The organism is Chloroflexus sp., from assembly GCF_056331925.1.
The window spans coordinates 115,763-135,327 of the sequence record NZ_JBWGQH010000003.1; the positions used below are offsets into that span (position 1 = coordinate 115,763).

The 19,565-nt window shown below is 54.6% G+C and carries 14 protein-coding genes; 3 read left to right on the plus strand and 11 right to left on the minus strand.

The window, feature by feature from the left end; translation table 11 throughout:
• Positions 1-151: 151 nt before the first annotated feature.
• From rnc to AC01ZF_RS02750, 3 genes are all read right to left on the minus strand, one after another.
• Complete coding sequence (gene rnc / locus AC01ZF_RS02740) at positions 152-841, minus strand: ribonuclease III (protein WP_424676239.1); 690 nt, start codon at positions 839-841, stop codon at positions 152-154.
• A 3-nt stretch (positions 842-844) separates the two neighbouring features.
• Positions 845-2,086: a beta-ketoacyl-ACP synthase II gene (fabF, locus tag AC01ZF_RS02745; RefSeq protein WP_424676238.1), complete on the minus strand. Its 1,242-nt coding sequence runs from the start codon at positions 2,084-2,086 to the stop codon at positions 845-847.
• Positions 2,087-2,248: 162 nt separating this feature from the next.
• Entirely contained in the window at positions 2,249-3,586 is a 1,338-nt protein-coding gene (locus tag AC01ZF_RS02750; RefSeq protein ID WP_428113508.1) for an MFS transporter, read from the minus strand.
• Between the two features lie 320 nt (positions 3,587-3,906).
• Between AC01ZF_RS02750 and AC01ZF_RS02755 the strand changes: the two genes are divergently transcribed.
• Entirely contained in the window at positions 3,907-4,458 is a 552-nt protein-coding gene (locus AC01ZF_RS02755; protein WP_424676236.1) for a CvpA family protein, read from the plus strand.
• 78 nt (positions 4,459-4,536) lie between these two features.
• Complete coding sequence (locus AC01ZF_RS02760) at positions 4,537-6,999, plus strand: endonuclease MutS2 (RefSeq protein ID WP_428113510.1); 2,463 nt, start codon at positions 4,537-4,539, stop codon at positions 6,997-6,999.
• A 21-nt stretch (positions 7,000-7,020) separates the two neighbouring features.
• Here the strand turns inward: AC01ZF_RS02760 and AC01ZF_RS02765 are convergent, their stop codons facing one another.
• The 8 genes from AC01ZF_RS02765 to AC01ZF_RS02800 form a co-directional block, all read right to left on the minus strand.
• Positions 7,021-7,410, minus strand: coding sequence for a c-type cytochrome (locus tag AC01ZF_RS02765; RefSeq protein ID WP_424676234.1), 390 nt, complete (start codon positions 7,408-7,410; stop codon positions 7,021-7,023).
• 194 nt (positions 7,411-7,604) lie between these two features.
• The gene (locus tag AC01ZF_RS02770; RefSeq protein ID WP_428113513.1) at positions 7,605-8,966 is read right to left on the minus strand and encodes a histidine kinase N-terminal 7TM domain-containing protein; all 1,362 of its coding nucleotides are present in this window, start codon (positions 8,964-8,966) and stop codon (positions 7,605-7,607) included.
• 252 nt (positions 8,967-9,218) lie between these two features.
• The gene (locus AC01ZF_RS02775) at positions 9,219-11,567 is read right to left on the minus strand and encodes a transglycosylase SLT domain-containing protein (RefSeq protein ID WP_424676232.1); all 2,349 of its coding nucleotides are present in this window, start codon (positions 11,565-11,567) and stop codon (positions 9,219-9,221) included.
• Positions 11,568-11,644: 77 nt separating this feature from the next.
• Positions 11,645-12,040, minus strand: coding sequence for a response regulator (locus tag AC01ZF_RS02780; protein ID WP_424676231.1), 396 nt, complete (start codon positions 12,038-12,040; stop codon positions 11,645-11,647).
• A gap of 36 nt (positions 12,041-12,076) precedes the next feature.
• Positions 12,077-14,809: a hybrid sensor histidine kinase/response regulator gene (locus tag AC01ZF_RS02785; RefSeq protein ID WP_424676230.1), complete on the minus strand. Its 2,733-nt coding sequence runs from the start codon at positions 14,807-14,809 to the stop codon at positions 12,077-12,079.
• 3 nt (positions 14,810-14,812) lie between these two features.
• A complete protein-coding gene (locus AC01ZF_RS02790) occupies positions 14,813-15,877 on the minus strand; it encodes a polyamine ABC transporter substrate-binding protein (RefSeq protein WP_424676229.1) in 1,065 nt (354 codons plus the stop codon).
• A 3-nt stretch (positions 15,878-15,880) separates the two neighbouring features.
• Complete coding sequence (locus AC01ZF_RS02795; RefSeq protein ID WP_424676228.1) at positions 15,881-16,939, minus strand: ABC transporter substrate-binding protein; 1,059 nt, start codon at positions 16,937-16,939, stop codon at positions 15,881-15,883.
• Between the two features lie 227 nt (positions 16,940-17,166).
• Positions 17,167-18,663, minus strand: coding sequence for an aldehyde dehydrogenase family protein (locus AC01ZF_RS02800; protein ID WP_476575098.1), 1,497 nt, complete (start codon positions 18,661-18,663; stop codon positions 17,167-17,169).
• A gap of 120 nt (positions 18,664-18,783) precedes the next feature.
• On the opposite strand from AC01ZF_RS02800, the gene AC01ZF_RS02805 reads away from it, so the two are divergent.
• On the plus strand, positions 18,784-19,545 hold the full coding sequence (locus AC01ZF_RS02805; protein ID WP_424676226.1) for a PP2C family protein-serine/threonine phosphatase: 762 nt from the start codon (positions 18,784-18,786) through the stop codon (positions 19,543-19,545).
• The last annotated feature ends 20 nt before the right edge of the window (positions 19,546-19,565 follow it).

The following is a 19,565-nucleotide window of genomic DNA, read 5'->3' on the forward strand; positions in this document are numbered from 1 at the left end:
CCCGCTGGCAGCGGTGAGGTGCGGTGCGCCCGGTGCGGCCCGCTGGCAGCGGTGAGGTGCGGTGCGCCCGGTGCGGCCCGCTGGCAGCGGTGAGGTGCGGTGCGCCCGGTGCGGCCCTGTGTCTCCTCACACACCTTACAACCGCCTTGTGTTACCGGTCTATATCGGCAAGTGCCGCCTGCGCTGCTGCTTTTTTAGCGGCTTTCTTACTGGATCCGGTGCCGATATATTCGTGTCCTTCCACTGTTACCGCCATCACATACTCGCGCTGATGATCAGGACCACGTTCTTCAATCAGGTGGTACTTGGGTAATTGTTTATGTCGACTTTGAACAATCTCTTGTAAACGAGTCGTTGGGTCGAGTAGGGCTGTTTGAATTGTACCGATCCGTTCATGCAGAAACCGCTCAATAAAGGTACGTGCCGCTTCCAACCCTTGATCGAGGTAAATAGCCCCAATCACAGCTTCAAACAAATCGGCGAGTAACTTTGCCCGTTCTCGCCCCTTTGGTGTATCTTCACCGCGTGACAAGAAGGCATACTGACCAAGATTCAGGGTAGCGGCACATTCAGCTAACCCTTTCGTACTAACGAGTGCCGCGCGCCAACCGGTCAGGGTGCTCTCATTCTGATTGGGAAACTGCTGGAATAGCCACGTTGTTGTAACAAAATGCAACACCGAGTCGCCGAGAAACTCCAACCGTTCATTATCGCTAAGGCTACGGAGTAAGTGTGGTTGCTCGTTGAACAGCGAACGGTGCATTAGCGCCGTTTGGAGCAGTTTGCGATCACGAAATGTGATACCGAGCGCCCGTTCAAGCTCTGCTAATCGTTCGACCATACGTTATTCGTGATACTTGCGGAAGGCGAGGCAGACATTATGCCCTCCAAAGCCAAATGAATTGCTTAGGGCTACTTCGATCTGGGCCGGACGTGGCTGATTGGGCACAAAATCTAGATCGCAAGCCGGATCGGGGTTCTGGAGATTGATCGTGGCCGGCAACAGATTATGCTGCATAGCCAACACGGTTACGACCGCCTCAATCGCACCGGCTGCACCGAGGAGATGCCCGAATTGCGATTTGCTGGCGCTAACCGGTGGTGATTGCTCACGTCCGCCGAACACCTGCTTGATCGCCGCTGTCTCCACCGGATCGCCAGCCGGTGTTGACGTTGCGTGAGCGTTAATATAGTCAACTTCACTCGGTGCAATACCGCCGCGTTTCAACGCCAACCGGATCGCTCGCGCTACTCCTTCACCGTCTTCGGCGAGGTTTGAAATGTGGTAGGCATCGGAAGTTGCTCCGTAACCGACAATCTCGGCCAAGATCCGTGCTCCACGGGCAAGGGCAAATTCAAGGTCTTCGAGGATCAGCACCGCTGCACCTTCACCCATCACAAAACCATCGCGCTCGGCGTCGAAGGGGCGCGAAGCGTGGGCATAGTCTGCGTTGCGGGTCGAAAGGGCCCGCATCGCGTTGAAACCGGCCACACCGATGGGGGTAATACTCGCCTCACTACCACCGACGATCATCGCCTTTGCCCATCCGCGTCGGATCGTCTCGGCAGCTTCGCCAATCGCATGCGCCGAGCTGGCGCACGCTGAAGTTACGCAATAACTCGGCCCACGCGCACCGGTGATAATTGAGACCTGCCCCGCAGCAAGGTTGGTGATCATCGCCGGAATGAGGAACGGGCTGATCCGGCCTGGCCCGCGACTACGGAGCACCTCCAATTGCTCAGAGAGGGTGGCAATCCCACCGATCCCGCTCGCAATAAAGACGCCGATCTCATCGTGGTTGGCTGGGGTAATGTCTAACTCGGCGTCGCGCAGTGCCTCTTTGGTAGCGGCTACGGCAAACTGGACAAAGCGGTCGGTGCGGCGCGCCTCTTTGCGATCCATATAGTTGGTTGGATCAAACCCTTTCACCTCGGCGGCAAAGGTCGTATCAAACCCGGTTGGATCGAACAGGGTGATCGGACCGACGCCACTACGCGCGGTGACGATCCCTTGCCAGAGTTCAGCTACACTCAGACCAAGTGGGCTGATTGCCCCTATTCCGGTCACTACCACCCGTCGATCCATAGTGACTCCTTGTGATAACATACAAGATACAAGCTACCAACAACCATATCGGCGCGCATTATAGCACGTCACGACACGAGTGATGACAGCTTGCAGTTGTCCATAGTTGATGAAGTTGAGCAGCGACTACCGCTCTCTCGGTCTGACTATGCAATCCCATCATTAGCGTAAGATTCGCCAAAACACACCGGCCATTACCATCCGACCGAGCATGGTCAAGACAAATAACACGGCCAAACCACCGACTGTCAGTGACCCAAGGTGGAGCGTTGTTTGACTCATCATCTGACCGAGCGCACCTCCGGCTAATGAGGCTATGAGTGTACCAAAGCCGGTGATGAGACTAAAGATCGCCATCGCCGTTCCCCGTTGGGTTGCCGGTGCTCGTTCCATCAGCAGATTGCCGAGACCTTGGTTAACCCCCGGCCAGAAGACACCAGAAAAGATCGAGGTAAGCCATAACGGCACGATATTGTGCGGTATTGAGAGGACCCAACCGAGTGGCAATGGGATCGTCCCGATCACACAAACAGTCACGACGAGCCGGTATCCGTAGCGATCCATCAGCCAGCCGACCAACGGTGAAAAGACGAGCGCCACTGTAGTTGTTACGATACCGGTCAAGGCCAGCAGTGAGAAATCAAGTCGCAAGGTGGTAAGGCCGTAGATATTGAAAAACGGTGCAGCAATACCGGTCACGAGAGCCCACGCCGTAGCCAGCATGGTAAAGCGGCGGAAGGAACTATCGTGTAGCGGACTAAAGAGAAATGTGCCAATTCCTACCCACGGGCGTGGTGTTAAGGGTGGTTCAGGCTGGCGTGCGATAAGCAGGGCCGCGCCAAACGCTGCTACCACTGCGACACCGAAGATCACGGCGTACCCTTGGGCCTCCGCGTGCTTCATTCGAAAGTGATCGAGCGTTAATCCGGCTAGATAGACGCTCACCATGCTACTCAGACCGGCAATCGTATTACGCCAACCAAAATAACTGCCGCGCCGATTGGCCGGCACCAGATCGCTCATCCAGCTCATCCATGCATTACCGGCCATGCCGTTAAGCGCATACGAGCAACCGAGCGCGATAAAGAATATATTCAACTGCCACGCTGCCGGCCAGCCGGTGAAGGGTAACCAAAGGAGAAAGGCCCACACCAAACGTCCGGCTAGCGCTGTATATAACACGATTGGGCGGCGCTTAGCAAAGCGGGTTTCAAGGTACGCACTCAGAAACTGAAAGAACTGTCCGATAAATGGCAAAGCACCGAGGAGGCCGATCTGAAAGGTGTTCGCACCGAGCAAGAGTGCAAACCCGCTGAGAAATACACTGCCGCCGATTGCACCCGTAATACTGATGTGAATGTTGGCAATTGCTCCTTCCCAGATCGAAATGATCATGCCGCGCTGAACTTCTAACGGTGATAGTGGTGTGATCCGATCCGTAACAGCAGGAGAGGTGGATAGTTGCGTAGTTTCGGTTGTAGTGTTGGTGGTGCTGCTCATAACGATACCCTTGCAATCGACAAACAAGCGTTCATAGCGCCAGTGTTAGTGAATACTCTCTCACCGCAGTGAGGTAATGGGCTGAATCTCGATCTCAGGCATAGCAGATCGGTTAGCATTAGTGGAGATGATACCGCACGCAGTACAGCGGTAGCCTGATGCCGGCGTGGTGTCTGTAGGCGTCTCGTTGAGGTTGTGGGGGTGGTTGTTCCATAGATTGTTGCGCTGTCAACCGGAAGAATCGCAAGATAATGTGCTATAATCGCCCAGATGGTTGTTTGGTGCTCAACAACGGTAATTCATACCAAGGAGACTTTCGAATGAATGTTGTTGATCTGTTTTTTGTAATATTATTCTTTGGTGCGTTAGCTGCTGGTTTCCTTAACGGTACGATCCGTTTAGTATTGGTTATTCTTTCTTTTTATTTCAGTACCGTTATTGCAAGTTTATACTACCAAATACTGGCCGATATCTTTGTCCGTGAGCTTGGTGGACAACGTTTTGTTAGCCAATATGTGGCGTTCGCTTTGATTCATCTCCTTTGTTTTGTGGTGCTCACGATTGTCGGTATCTATAGTTTTCGCTATGTACAAACACCACATTCCATCGAAATGATTGACCGGATTGTCGGCTCAGTTCTCGGAGTTGTTGTCGGTGGTCTCGCCATTGGCTTAACAGCAGTTCTGCTTTGGAACCTCTTTATTGTGCGTGGTTTTGCTAATATCGATTACCCAATTACGCGCTGGTTGGGTGGACAAATTGGCACTTCCTTTATGTTACGTTTTTTTGCCAATGCAATTTTGCCGAGTTTGTATGATCTCATTGATCCGATCTTGCCTGATGCGGCTCGGATTATCTTTCAGGTACAATAATCAATCTCCAGGCTGATGGTGTTCACCCCTGATCGGTGATAGGCTGAACGGGGTACATTGCGCTACAACGATACAGCTATGTCGATTCCAGAAACATCGCTTCATACACTTGAATTTGATGCTGTGCGCGACCGTCTCGCACACTATACCGCGTTCTCGGCGTCGCGTGAATTGGCCTTAAGTCTGACGCCGTCCACCGATCTGGACGAGGTACGCCGCCGTCAAGCCCTCACGGCTGAGGCTCGGCTATTGCTCGAAGAATGGCCTGATCTCACGATTGGCGGTGCTCGCGATGTGCGCCGATCTGCTCATCATGCAGCACGCGGTGGGATGCTCGATGGGACGACACTCCGTGATATTGCCGCAACCCTGCGGAGCGCTGCCACGTTGCGCCAACGTCTCAGCCGACTCGATGATCGCTTCCCAAACCTGCGCGATCTCGGCTATACGTTACCTGCGCTACCACATCTGATCGAGGCTATTGAGCAGGCTATCGGCGATGATGGGCAAGTGCTCGATAGTGCTAGCCCGACCTTGGCCCGTCTCCGCCACGAGGTACGAGTGGCGTTCAATCGCTTGCAAGAGCGATTGCAGAGCATGATCCATTCCAGTACGTTGGCTGCTGCTCTGCAAGAACCGATTATTACTGTGCGCAACGGACGGTATGTGATTCCGGTCAAGGCGAGCCATCGCCGTGAAGTGCGTGGCTTGGTGCACGATCAGTCGGGTTCGGGAGCAACCCTCTATATCGAGCCGTTGGCGATTGTTGAGCTGAATAACCGTTGGCGTGAATTGCAATCGGCCGAGGCGGAAGAGGTGCAACGCATTCTCGGCACCCTCTCAGAGCAGGTTGGTGGAACGGTAAGTGCGATTGTTAGTACCGTCAATACGCTGGCCACGCTTGATCTGGCGTTTGCCCTCGCTCGGTACGCAATTGCTACCCGCAGTACTGCGCCGGAGATCGTTGATTGGCGACCCAATGACCCACCGTCGCCTGAGCCGCCGTTGCGCCTGATCCGCGCTCGCCATCCGCTTTTGCCGCCTGATAAGGTGGTACCAATTGATCTCTGGTTGGGTGGCACATTTTCAATCCTGTTGATTACCGGGCCAAATACCGGTGGAAAGACGGTTGCGCTTAAGACAACCGGGCTGCTTGCGTTGATGGCCCAAGCCGGTATGCAGATTCCTGCCGATCAACCTTCACGGTTGCCGGTCTTTCAATACATCTTCGCTGATATCGGTGATGAGCAGAGCATCGAACAGAGTCTGAGCACGTTCTCTTCGCATATGGCAAACATTATTCGTGTGCTCCAGACGCTGACGGAGGCGCAGTCGCTCCCCTCTGCTCCTGCCGATCAGGCATTGTTCGATGATCGGCGACCTGCGGCGTTGGTGCTCTTCGATGAGTTGGGCGCCGGTACCGATCCGGTTGAGGGATCGGCGTTGGCACGGGCGATTATCGGGCGTTTGCTGGAATTGGGTGTGTTAGCGGTTGCAACGACCCATTACCCTGAGTTGAAGGCTTTTGCTTACGCAACACCGGGGGTTGAGAATGCTTCGGTCGAGTTCGACATTGAGACCCTAGCACCGACCTATCGGCTGAGTATCGGTGTTCCTGGTCGCTCGAACGCTCTGGCGATTGCTGCGCGGCTTGGTCTCGATCCGGCGTTGATCGAACAGGCGCGTTCGTTTATCGACCGTAATGAGGCACAGGTCGAAGACCTATTGGCCGGCATCCAGCGTGAACGTGCAGCGGCAGCGGAGGAGTTGCGGCGAGCTGAAGAGTTGCGTGCTGATGCCGAAAAATATCGTGACCGTCTGGCCGCCGAGCAGCAAGCTTTTGCCGCTGAACGTGAAGTAGCACTGGCTGCCGCTCGCCAAGAGATCGAGACGGAGCTACGTGAGGTCCGCCAGCAGTTGCGTCGGTTACGTGAAGAGTATCGTTCGGTGAGCATTTCGCGTCAGTGGTTGGAAGAGGCTGAAAAGCGCTTGGTCGCTACTGCCGAGCAGGCACAGCAGGCTACCGAACGGTTGCAGCGACAAATGGCGCCGTCCGCTCCGCCACCACCTGCCGAGCGTCCGTTGCAGGTTGGTGATACGGTTCATGTGGCATCGGTTGGTCTCAACGGCGAAATTATGGCTATCGATACGGACGATGAGACGGCAACGGTGCAAGTCGGTGGTTTTCGTTTGACCGTCAAATGTAGCGAGTTGAAGCGTGCTAAGACGGCGGACAACGGTGAACACCGCTTTACGCTTCCAGAGCGACAGGTGAATCTGCCGTCAATGCCCGATGTCTCGATGACCTTCGATATGCGAGGCTGGCGTGTCTCTGAAGTGAGTGGTCAGCTTGACCGTTACCTCAACGATGCCTATCTGGCGGGTTTGCACCAGGTTCGCCTCATTCACGGTAAGGGAACCGGGGCTTTGCGCCAGGTGGTGCGTGATGTGTTAGCTTCCCATCCGCTGGTAGCATCGTTTACCGGCGGTGGTCGTGATGGCGGTGATGGGGTGACTATCGCTACGCTCGTGGATCGGTGATGTGGCTTGTGCGCCTATGAGTTATTTGAGACTCGCTAAGTACGCGATAAGTGCCTCTAGTTGCGGTGGGCGAAAATCGGTACCGTAGGTGCGCGGCATCAATCCCGCCGTGTAGCCCGGTGTCACGACGGCATCAGGGTCGATGATCGCACGCCGGAGCCATTCAGTTGCGCTCAGCCCTTCGCTATTGTTGGCAGCACGGGTGCCAATCCCGGCCAACGGTGGGCCAAGTGCAGTAGGCCCTGCCGGATCGAGGCTGTGGCAGCCTAGACAGTAGATGGTGTAGATGCGTTGACCCTCGGTCATTGGATCGGGTGGTTCGGTTTGATTACAGCCGCCAACGACTGCAATGATCATCAGACAAATGCTGTAGGACCTCAGATACTTCAGCAGATCGCGTTGGCCATTCATCGCTGATTCCCTGAGTGATTGGCGCAATGGAGGAAGCGGTGTTCCTTTGCTAAAACCAAATCGATAGCAGTAACCGCTGCTACAAGGCGCAAGAGTCACCGCTTACCGTATCGTGTTGGTTAGCAACGCTTTCACCCCGTCTTGTAACGTAGCAAACGAACGCAGGTCGTTCCATGTCCCACCGGTGTGGATCATCACCTCGGCCAAATCTGGTGGATGCCACACAAGATAATCTGCGTCCCCATCAGACGGGCGCCATCGCGCAGTTGGTACAACGTGTGGGCGAGGGTTTGGTCAAATGCCGTTAATCCGGTGAGATCGACTAACACCGTTTTTGCGTTGCGTTCGGCAATTTCCGGTAGGATGAGTTGAAGTAGGCTTTGACAGCGTGCCGCGTCGAATATACCGATCAATGGTATGACCACCATTGTGGCACTCAGCGGGATGATCGGTAGGCTCAACCGGCGGAGTAACTCGTCACGCTGTTGTAATTCGGCCAACGAACGTTCGAGCTCGGCGGTTCGTTCGGCGAGGACTGCGCGTGAGGCGATCAGCTCGGCCTGCTGTTGCTCCGCGCGGGTCACGTTACGGATGAGCACGACACTCGCGCCACCCTGTGCATCGTTGATCGTCACTTCAGTGGCAAGCAAGATGGTTTGATCGGTAGGTCGGACAAATCGCCGTCGCTGTCGCTCACGATCTTCGGTTGACGTCTGCTCGATGAACCCCACTTGGGCGAGGGCTTGCTCGAAGCTCTGCTGATTTCTATCGTTTCCTGTGATAATGCGTTGCGCCGCACGATTGGCGTAGCGTATCTGTCGTTGCGTGTCGAGCACGAGCATTCCGTCAGGTAGATGTTCGACCGCCGCTTGCAACGCAACTTGCGAAGGGCGAAAGATGCCGTAGCGTAGGGTGACCCACCCAAAAGACAAATGAAGTGGTAGAAGACTGACATAGGTGATGGCGACCATCCCAAGCTCGCGAAACACGTAACCCATCAGGAAGGTCAGCGTGGTACCGCCGATTAGCCAGCCGACCGGGCCGCGGGTTGCCGGATGTTGGACGGCAATAGTGCTCAGCATGATTAGCGGGGTCACAATACAACCGATAATGTAGAGAGCAAACACCGGCCAGAATGCCGGCCCACGCACGAATCTTAAAATACCGGTCTCTTCACGCAATACGTCACTGCCGATAAAGCCGAAGCGACCATACCAGTCGATTGCCAGGATTACCGCCATCAAGAGGTATGGCGCAATCGTGACCCATCGCACGAGCGGTTGGTGGTAACGGTGCGGCATGAACAGAATCATAATGAGCCAAATGAGTAGCCCAAAGATGGCTGCTTGTAATGAGGTAAGTAATCCCGATAGCCACCAAATCTCGTCAGGGTTGCGACTCGCAAATCGCACCGCACCAGCACACGTCAAGAGCAGCGAACTGCCGGTAAACAGGCTAAACAGGCGATTGGCCGTGCCGTGCCAGTCTTGCAGTAAGACGTAAACGATGCTGGCGGAAAGAATGACGAGAGTGAGTAAGACGAGGAGTAATTCCATTCGATACCTTCCTCGGAAGTAACCTTTTATATAACGTGATGGCGACTGACAGGCGAGATACGATTAATCCGATAAGATGGTATGTTCTTAAATGTAAAGGATAACGCAAAGACCCGGTGGGTGTAACGGACGCAGTAGATGGGCGACCGGCACATCGTGTCATCCGCCGAGACAAGTTCTGTGGATGCCCTACCTTGTGAGTTTGTATCATTGTGGTGACAACGTTGCCAACGTAGTAGCGCTCATCACCTATCACGGCCAACGATACAGGCTACAATACACGCCGTAAAATGCATACACACTCCATACGTAGTTGCGTGTCTCATTAAAGTCGATCATCTCGATGAAGCGGTCGGGATCGGTAACCGTATTGCCGCCGGCCCACCGTCGGGCATTCCCTAAGCCACCATTGTAGGCAGCCAGTGCGCCATGCAAACTGCCGTTCATGTCACCGATGCGGCGACCGAGATAGAACGCACCAAAGCGAATACTGATGTATGGGCGATACAGATCATCGAGCTGAAAGTTGCTCATACCGAGGTTTTGCGCAATCCCACGCCCGGTTTCCGGCATGACTTGGGTTAGGCCACGAGCACCCACCCATGAAGTTGCGGCCGGATTGAACAGGCTCTCCTGACGGATGAGGGCATACAACAAGAGCGGATCAACCCCAAATGCCGTAGCTTCCTGTTGCACCGTATCGGCGTATGGGGTAGGGAAACGCAACCGCAGCAGGCTCGTTGGGGGAGAGCCGGCAGTTTCCGGGGCGAGTCGGGCGAGCCGCTCGGCAGCCAGCAGTGCGTAGTATGTTGCACCGGCCTGATACGCGCGTTGCGCCAGATCGAGGGCTAAGACGGGCGACTCACCAATCTGCCGCAAACCGTCGAGCCATTCACCACGCGCTTCGTCTTCTAAGCCAACTTCCGCAAGCAACCGGGCGCGTTCAGCTACTGCGGCAAGGTTTTGGTTGGGAGATTCGGTGGGTGCCCAGCTCTGGACCCATTCTGCTAGTGTAAGCCAATCGTCGGATGCCATTGGTGCAGTGAATGAGATGTAACCGGTAGGAACAGTCCCCAATTCCTCGGCTGCCCGCACGGCATAAAAACTATCTGGCGCGCTTACCTGTGCCTGCTGAAACAACGCCGCTGCCGCCGGATCATCCAACGCTTGGGCCGTCTTACCGGCCCAAAACGCACCCAACGCTTGACCGATCCCTTGTCCGTGACGGGCAAGCGTTTGCCACAGTTCACCGGCGCCGGTCAGATCACCTGCATCGAAACGCGCCAGTGCTACGCGGTGGATCGCAGCGATCCCAAGGGTTGTGGTTGGGTAACGTTGGCCCAATTCGATCCGCACGGCAGTTGCCGTCGCGCTATCGCCGAGCCGGTCGTACAACTGAGCCGCCCGATCAAGGGCGACCGGTGCTCGCGGATCATCGGGCCACTCATCGGCATACTGGCGATACAGCATTGCGGCTTCTGCCGTCATTCCGCTCTGGCCGTAGGTCTGAATCCAATCGAGTGCTGCCTGACGGAAAGTTTCCGGGTTCGTAGCGCGTTCGCGGGCTGTAGCCAGATCGGTCAATGCCCCACTGAAATCACCGAGTGCGCGCCGGGCTAATCCGCGTTGGCGTAATGCCTCGGCAGGGTCTTGACCGGAGGCGATGACCATATCGAGCATTGCGATCACATCATCCCACCGTTCGACCGCGCCGTAAGCTTGGGCGGCAGCCAACGGATCGAACGCTGTGTCTCCAACAGCACGTAAGTCATCAATTGCCTGCACAGCAGCAGCACCGGCATAAGTAGTGATGGCCTCACGCCGCAAGGCACGAGCAGATTCATCATCACCTGCTGTAGCGGCGAGCGCCGCTGCCCGTACCAAGATGCGTGCTCGGTAGTCGGGTTGGGTCGCGAAACTCAAGATAGCACGAGCATACGCGACGCCATCGGCCGGACGATTAGCGATAACGGCAAGCTCAATTGCTTGTTCGTAAGCCGCGGCGCGTTGACCGGCAGCGATGGTGCTTGTCGCTGCGCGTAAGTAAGCGGCTTCTGCTTCGGCCAATCGCCCCAATACCCGTAATTGGGCGGCAGCCCGCAGTGCTGCATACGGCGCCAGGGGGGTTTGCAACGATTCGTACTCGCTGTAGGCAGCTACCGCCGCCTCATGGAGGCCGGCTGCTTCGTTGGCTCGTGCATTGAGGAAGAGAGCCGGTGCATATATTGGCTGCGTCGGATCGGATAACAACGGACGCAACACCGCTGCCGCCGATGTCCACGCGCCACGCTTGGCATACGAACGGGCCAGCAGCAAACGCGCCTGCGGTGCTTCCGGTGCTGCGGGAAAGAGTTGCAATAACTCGCTCGAGAGTTGCGCAGCGCTATCATCATCGCCGATTGTGCTGGCAGCAATGGCACGTTGCCAGAGTTCGATTGCCGTAATCGGCAGTGGTGTGGAGGTCGCCGGTAGCTCAGTCGGAGTGGCTGTAGGGTCTGATGAGGGTTGGAAGGCCGGAGTCGTACAGGCAACAAGCCAGCAACCCAGGAGACCGCAGACCCAAATCACTGCTCGTTGCCGAACTAACCACTTCGAGGCCATACATGCTCCTTTCACTACGGGAGCAGTATAGCATGGGTGATTGGGGCATAACAGGTATGATACGTTGTTTAGAATTTCTAAATAGTATCACCATCCGCTCGGTGGTTTGATCGTGCGAGCATTGCCGACACCTTCTCACGAAACCGTTCGATATCGATCGGCTTCGTCTCGAAATCGTCACAGCCAGACGACAACGCGCGTAGGCGGTCTTCGTTCAGCGCGTAGGCGGTCAGGGCGAGTACCGGGATATGGCTGGTGGTCGGTTGCGATTTGATGCGGTGGGTGGCTTGCCAACCATTCAACACCGGCAAGCCCATGTCCATAATAATCAGGTCGGGTTGCATACTACGGGCCAATGCGACTCCCTGCGCACCATCGTTGGCTAAGATTGGCTCATGGCCCATGAGTTGAATCAGCCGGGCAATCAAGTCGCGATTGTTCTGATCATCTTCTACAATTAGGATCTTAGCCATAGTGAAAAACTTTACCTTTAGGCACAAGAATGCTACTTAGTTAGAGATAATCGTTGATTTGGTCTGTAGAATGTCGCGAATAGACACGACAATCTGCTCGATATCAAAGTGGGCTTTGCTAAGAATAGCGTTGACGCTGCTTGCCAGTTGTTGTCGTTCGTCAGCCGAAAGATCGCGGGCCGTCATCAAAATGACCGGGATGTCCCGTCCAACCGGATCGGCACGTAATGCTTCCAGAAACTGAAGACCGTCGAGTTTGGGTAGCAGATAATCGAGCAAAATGAGACCGGGTGGTTTGCTCCGCACAGCAATCAGGCCGGCCTCACCATCCGAGACCACCTCAGTGTGCCAACCGGCTGTGTGGAGTGTGCGGGCAACCATCTCTGCCAATGCCTGATTATCTTCGACGATCAAGATGTAATCGGTAGCTTCATTGGGCGTGCGACGGCAATGCTGCTGCACCACTTGGATGAGTTTATCCGGTGCTACCGGTTTGACCAGATATTCAGATACGGCGAATGTTAACCCTCGTTGGGCCTGGTCGTCAATGGTCAAGACCACAATCGGAATCTTTGCCAGTGTTGGGTCTTCACACAAGCGTGCGAGTACCTCAATACCATGGAGATCGGGTAAGTTCATATCGAGCACGATCAATTCAGGTATCAAGTCGGTTGCCAGCCGTAATCCCTCGGCACCGGTATGAGCCACGACAACATACGCTTCGGTTTTCGGGATGAGGCGGTTGAACAGTTCACCGATCGTCGGATCATCATCGATGACCAGAATAATTGCCTGACTGATCGGTATTGTTGGATTATCGGCTGCCTCCGATACCATATGCTCATCTGCGCCAGAGCGATCGAGTGAGTGATCGGAGGATACCGGTGTGGGTAGACTCAGGTGGGCAGGCACTTCAATGGTAAAGACCGATCCGACGCCAACCGTACTCTGTACCGTGATCCGACCACCTACCAGCTCACAGAGTCGCTGGCTAAGGGCGAGGCCCAAGCCGGTGCCACCGTATTTGCGGGTCGGCGAATCATCGATTTGCGAAAAGGCCTTGAAGAGCTTGTCGATCTTATCTGGCGGAATACCGATACCGGTATCGGCCACAGTGAAACGAAACCATAACCGGCCCTCATCCTCATAGCGGGTGACGGTCAGCGTAACCGTCCCGTTTTCGGTAAATTTGGCTGCATTACTCAGCAAATTGATGAGTGCTTGCCGTACTTTGGTCGCATCACTGTTAAGCATACCGATGTCGGATGGACAATTGAGTTGTAGCCGGTTGTGGTTTTTCTCCATTTGCGGTAACACCGTATTTACTGCATTACGAACCAAATCGGCGACATCGGCATACTCGGCACTAACCGTCATTCGTCCGGCTTCGATCTTCGAGATGTCGAGAATATCGTTAATCAGGGTCAACAGATGGTTTCCGGCAGCCCGGATACGGCTTACATCATGAGCTACCGTCTCATAAATCCCCTTATCAACCAGTTGTTCTAAGAGTTGGCTATAACCAATGATCGCCGTCAATGGTGTGCGCAACTCATGGCTCATCGTTGCGAGGAAAGTACTTTTGGCGCGTGAAGCAGCCTCCGCAGCATCGCGGGCTCGGATCAACTCTTGTTCAATTCGGCGACGTTCTCGGACTTCAGCCTTCAGGCTTTCAGTCTGACGTACAATTTCAGCGTTACGTGCGCGTAACTGGTGCATCATCGTGTTGAATGCACTCGCCACTTGTGCCACTTCGCGTTCTTGCGGTACCGGGAGGGGTTGCGACAAGTCACCGCTGCCAATTCGTTCAGCTCCTCGACGCAGCTCTGCAAGAATGCGGAATGTGAATCGATCAAGCAGATAGTTGGTAGCGAGTAAAATGACGAAACCAGAAAGAATAAGGCTAATAGTGAAAATAATTCCTGAGCGGGTCGAGAGTTCAGTCGCTTCAGATTCTGGTATCTCGGCGATTAAACGCCATGGAGTAGTCGGGATGTTGAGGGCTACGCCGAGGGTCTCTTCACCGAGCAGGTTAATGTAGAAACGCTGGAAACCGTCAGGCGGAAATTCCCGAAACTCTGGCCGATTGCCGATGGAGGTATAGTTGAGCGCGAGCTGTGGATCTGCATGGGCAATGATAACGCCTTGATCATCAACAATATACGCTTGACCGGTGCGTCCGAAACGAATGGCGGCTACCGTCTCCCATAGTAAATTCATCCGTAGGCGACCGGCGACGACTCCGCCATCGTTGGCCGGGACAGCTACGATGATATACGGTTCGCTATTGAACGTCACCGATAATGGGCCGAGGTAACGCTGACCGGCGCGCGCTTGCTGAAACCAATTAGCCATCGGTATCGTCACCAAATCGCCCAACAACAAACGATCACGGGTGGCTTTGGCAATCACTCTTCCATCTCGGGTGACGCGCACAATCTCAATCCATGCCGGTGCACGCTCAAGCACCGTCGGCAACAATTCCGGCGAAGTAGCGACCTGTTCAGCCGAGAGGGCGCCAACCAGTGCTAATGTGTCTTCGATTCGCCGCAAAAAATCGTCAATGGTGCGGACCGCATTCTGGGCTGCTTCACGTTGCCGACCGGCCCAACCTTCTTGTTCAATCGACTCGATGAAGCGGAAGACGCCAAACGCCGCTACCAGCATAATCATAGTCAACATAAGACTCAGGAAAAACGACAGCTTAGCACGGAGGCTGGTGCTAAGATGTTGATGGAGACGTTGTTGCCATTCGTGCACGGGTTGCACACATCACCTCACACGTTGCGTGGTCGCTATTTGTTCCCAAAGCTGGTGGCGGTATGCCTTGATATCCGCCGGCGGTTCGGTTAAATACTCCGCTTCCAACATTATACGCCCGGGAAAGATCCACGGATGGTCTTGTAAAGCTGGATCGATCAACGGCATTGCTCGTTCGTTGGCCGTTGCGACGTAGATTTCATTAGTAATTTGAGCACTTATCTCGGGGCGTAAGACAAAATTGATGAACTGAAAAGCTGCTGCTTGACGTGTACTAGACGTAGGCACAATCAAGGTGTCGATCCAGAAAATTGGCCCCTCTTCAGGAAAAACGAACTCAACCGCCGGATTCAGAACATGGCCGGCTATCGCGTCGAACGACCATCCATATACAATTGGATACGTGCCATTGGCAAGGAGATCGGCGGCGTTAGGCATCATCGGATCAAGTGCAGTGATGTTAGGTAAGAGCGTGCTGATGCGCTCGGCTGCCTGGGCAAGAACACTGCGATCGGTTGTGTTTACTGGTTGCCCCATCGCTTTCAGGGTAATAGCAAACAGGTCGTCTTCCGTCACCCACATCGCAATTTTACCGGCCAGCGCTGGATCCCACAGATCGGCCCAACGTCTAATCGGCCGGTCGAGCAGGTCGGGCCGAACGATCAACCCACCGACACCCCACTGGTACACGACGGAATAGCGGCTACCCGGATCATAACTCAGATCGTGAAAATTGATGCTAATATTGCGATGGTTCGGAATCTGACCATAATCAAGAGGTGCGAGCAGGCCATCGTCGATCAACCGCGGTAAGAAAAAGCTTCCCATGACGACGAGATCGTAATCGGCGCCGGCGCGTAGTTGTTCAACGACCACTGCTTGGTCTTCGTAGATCACATACTCCACAGCAATGCCTGTCTCGGTGCTAAACGCATCGAGAATCGTTTGTGGCATATATCCGGCCCAGCCGGCAATCACCAGCTTGGTGGCATTTGGGGTGACCGGTGGCGAGACAAATGATCTACCACTGCACGCGGCGAGTATGATGAGTAAGATAATGAAGATAGCACGATACATAGGTTACGATCTCGTCAAGGTGAATACACGCCAAATTTCATGATGAAGTTCTTGGGTTGCCGGATCAAGTGGTACTTCCAATTCTGCGCGCTCGAGGATGGCATTGCTTGGGAAAATGCTGGTATCAGCTAGTAGCTCCGACTTAACCAACGACCACGATGCTTCATTCGCCGTGGCTATTGCCAACTCATTCGTCACGAGTGCGCTCATATCTGGTCGTAAGAAGAAATTAATAAACTGTTCAGCAAGTTTGGGATTAGGACTAGTAGTAGGAATGACGAAACTATCAAGCCAAATGAAGGTGCCATCTTCAGGAATAATAAACGTGATACGTTCATCCTGTTGCATAGCATCGTGAGCATCATACGCCCAAGCGAGAGCGACGGCATATTCGCCGGATACAAGGTACCGGGTAGCCGTCGCCACCTCGCTGTCCACCCAACCAACTCGTTGTGCCAGTGCGGGTGCGCGGGCTAGAGCGGTGGCGAGCTGATCAGTGTCTGTGGTGTTAATCGAGTAGCCGAGCGATTTGAGCAGCACGTTTATCGTATCACGTGGGATCGGCCACAGTAAGATTTTGCCGTCAAGTGCCGGATCCCATAGATCAGACCAACGCTTGATTGGGCGGGTGAGCAGATCGGTGCGCACAAGCAGGCCGGTAATTCCCCACTGGTAAATCACCGAATACCGTTCACCTGGATTGAACGCTAAGTCGCGAAAGGTTGCACTGAGATTGCGGAGATTGGGAATATGTGCTCGATTAATCGGAGCAATAGTACCGTTGTGTATCAATTCAGGGATGAACTGATAGCTTACTATCAATAAATCGTACTGTGCCCCTTGTTGCAACTGAGAAATTGCCTCTTCAGAGTTATCATAGCCGAGATATGTAACTTCGATACCGGTTTCGTTCTTAAAAGCATCGAGCAGTGCGGGCGGCATGTAACCGGCCCAGCCGGTGATGGTGAGTGTCGGCGGCTGAGGTGAAGGATTACTCACCGGTATGAAAGCACAAGCTGTCAGGTAGAATAGACAGATTGTTACAAAGCGTTGGCTGGGCATTTTTACCTCGTTTTTACCACCGTTATTTAGACATAACAAAGCGTACCGTATACGTGTTACCAGAATATTTCCATCGGCAATGTTAGAAGCTGGAAGGAAGTATGGCGGCCTTGCAAAGGTGTTCTCCGGCAGTTGGCATCATTCGCACAGGCGGTTGGTAGTTAGCAAAACTCCCCTTCATACCCGACGATAGTGAAGGGGAGTCGATGTATATGCGAGGAGATAGACTAATCGGCGTTATCAATCTGTGCGCGCTGCAATCTGCCGCTGTAGTCAATGTAGACGCTCTTCCACTCCGAGAAGACATCGAGCATCGTCGGGCCGGCTTCGCGATGACCGTTGCCGGTCGCCTTCACACCACCGAACGGCAGGTGAATTTCAGCGCCGATGGTAGGTGCGTTGATGTAGACGATCCCGGCTTGCAGCGCATGCATAGCGCGGAAAGCAGCGTTAATATCACGAGTATAAATTGCCGAACTAAGGCCATAGGCCACATCATTGGCAATTGCCACCGCTTCATCGAGACTATCAACCTCAATCACACTCAGCACCGGCCCAAAGATTTCTTCGCGGGCGATGCGCATCTGTGGTGTGACGTTGGTGAAGACGGTCGGCGCAATAAAATAGCCGTAGTCGTAATCGCCGCCGGTGAGTCGGTAGCCGCCACAGAGCAAGGTGGCTCCCTCTTGCTTACCAATCTCGATGTAATTGAGCACCCGCTGCATTTGTTTCTCGTTCACTAGCGGACCCATCTCGGTGTTCGGATCGAGACCATTCCCGATGCGGAGCGACTGGGCACGAGCGACGATCCGGTCAACCAGCTCTTTCGCAACGGTACGGTGAACGATCAGGCGACTGGTAGCAGTGCAACGTTGGCCGGTCGTGCCAAACGCAGCCCACAAGACGCCGTCGAGCGCGAGATCGAGATCGGCGTCAGGCATGACAATCAGCGGGTTTTTACCACCCATCTCAAGGCTGACGCGCTTGATCCGGCGTGCGCCTAGCTCATACACGAGTCGGCCGGTTTCGGTGCTCCCGGTGAATGAGATGACCGGTACGTCAGGGTGCTCAACGAGAGGTTGGCCGGCTTTTGGTCCGTAACCGGTCACGATATTGACGACACCAGGTGGTAGGCCGGCTTCCATCAGACACTGTACCAAATTGTAGGTACTCACCGAAGCGTCTTCACCCGGTTTGATGACAACCGTGTTGCCGCAGACAATCGCCGGTAGCATCTTCCACGAGGCAATGGCCATCGGAAAGTTCCACGGTGTAATCAGCCCGACTACGCCGATGGGTTGGCGAATACTCATCTGGAACTTGTTGGGCAATTCTGATGGCGTGGTTACGCCATGCATGCGGCGTCCTTCGCTACCGGCATATTGAGCCATCCCGATAGCCTCAACGATGTCACCACCGGCTTCAAACAGAGGTTTGCCCATCTCGCGGGTGAGATCGCGACTATACTGCTCTTTGCGGGCTTGGAGTAACTCGGCAGCGCGGAGCAGAATCTCGCCACGCTTGGGGGCAGGCACTTTGCTCCATGTGACAAAAGCTGCTTTCGCCGCTTCAACCGCAGCATGAACATCGCGTTCATCACTATCGGCGAACACACCGACCAGATCGCGGGTGTCGGCGGGATTGCGTCGCTCGAAGGTTTTGCCACTTTGGGCCGGTACAAACTCGCCGCCGATCAGATTGTGAAAGGTCCGCGTTGCGGCCATTGTTGTCCTCCTTGACATAAACGTACTTGTGACGTTGAACCGGTAATGTCTTGATTATAGCACGAGGTAAATTGTGGTATGCTGTAACGGATACAGGGCAAGTGAGAGGGGAAGAGTGCAATGGCCGATTTAGAGATGTACGTAGCAGTTGCCAAAGTTCCCCGCTCTGGCGAGCTAGAGAGCGGCGATACGATTGAAATGATCGAGCGTCCGGGAGGCGGTTTTTCGTTTGTCTTGGTTGATGGGCAAGGGAGTGGGCGTGCGGCGAAAACCCTATCGCATCTGGTGGCGACTCGTGCGATCACCCTATTGAAGGATGGTGCTCATGATGGAGCAGTGGCACGTGCTGTCCATGACTATCTCTATACCTACCGGATGGGTCAGGTTGCAGCAACGCTCAACATCCTCTCGGTTGATTTTGCCGCTCACAAAATAATTGTGACGCGCAATAACCCGGCGCCGTTTTTTGTGCTGACGCCACAAGGGATGCGCAGTTTTAGCGCTCCATCGGAGCCGATTGGGTTACAGCCACTGATCAAGCCGCAGATGTGTGAGTTGCCGATTACGGCCTACACGTATGTGGTGATGTTTACTGATGGCTTGTTACGGGCCGGCGAGCGGCGGGGGGAAGATCTGGGATTACCGAACTATCTGGCAGCGTGGCCGGCCCATGAGGGGCGCGATCCACAAACGCTCGTCGAGAGTATTATGCAGCGGGCACTAATGCTTGATGAGGATGAACCGAGTGATGATATGAGTGTGGTTGTGCTCGGTATTTTGCCGGCAGATGATGTGCCCGGTTTGCGTCGGTTGATGGTGAGTGCGCCGATTATTGCGACCGGTCCCTCCGAGCCGCCTGAGGAACCAGATGTGGTAAAGTAGCCGGCTGGGGTAGTAAGGGC

Bases quoted from the DNA above. Each gene is read 5' to 3' on its own strand.
- rnc (WP_424676239.1), bottom strand. From the start codon at position 841: ATGGTCGAACGATTAGCAGAGCTTGAACGGGCGCTCGGTATCACATTT.
- fabF (WP_424676238.1), bottom strand. From the start codon at position 2,086: ATGGATCGACGGGTGGTAGTGACCGGAATAGGGGCAATCAGCCCACTT.
- AC01ZF_RS02750 (WP_428113508.1), bottom strand. From the start codon at position 3,586: ATGAGCAGCACCACCAACACTACAACCGAAACTACGCAACTATCCACC.
- AC01ZF_RS02755 (WP_424676236.1), top strand. From the start codon at position 3,907: ATGAATGTTGTTGATCTGTTTTTTGTAATATTATTCTTTGGTGCGTTA.
- AC01ZF_RS02760 (WP_428113510.1), top strand. From the start codon at position 4,537: ATGTCGATTCCAGAAACATCGCTTCATACACTTGAATTTGATGCTGTG.
- AC01ZF_RS02765 (WP_424676234.1), bottom strand. From the start codon at position 7,410: ATGAATGGCCAACGCGATCTGCTGAAGTATCTGAGGTCCTACAGCATT.
- AC01ZF_RS02770 (WP_428113513.1), bottom strand. From the start codon at position 8,966: ATGGAATTACTCCTCGTCTTACTCACTCTCGTCATTCTTTCCGCCAGC.
- AC01ZF_RS02775 (WP_424676232.1), bottom strand. From the start codon at position 11,567: ATGGCCTCGAAGTGGTTAGTTCGGCAACGAGCAGTGATTTGGGTCTGC.
- AC01ZF_RS02780 (WP_424676231.1), bottom strand. From the start codon at position 12,040: ATGGCTAAGATCCTAATTGTAGAAGATGATCAGAACAATCGCGACTTG.
- AC01ZF_RS02790 (WP_424676229.1), bottom strand. From the start codon at position 15,877: ATGTATCGTGCTATCTTCATTATCTTACTCATCATACTCGCCGCGTGC.
- AC01ZF_RS02795 (WP_424676228.1), bottom strand. From the start codon at position 16,939: ATGCCCAGCCAACGCTTTGTAACAATCTGTCTATTCTACCTGACAGCT.
- AC01ZF_RS02800 (WP_476575098.1), bottom strand. From the start codon at position 18,663: ATGGCCGCAACGCGGACCTTTCACAATCTGATCGGCGGCGAGTTTGTA.
- AC01ZF_RS02805 (WP_424676226.1), top strand. From the start codon at position 18,784: ATGGCCGATTTAGAGATGTACGTAGCAGTTGCCAAAGTTCCCCGCTCT.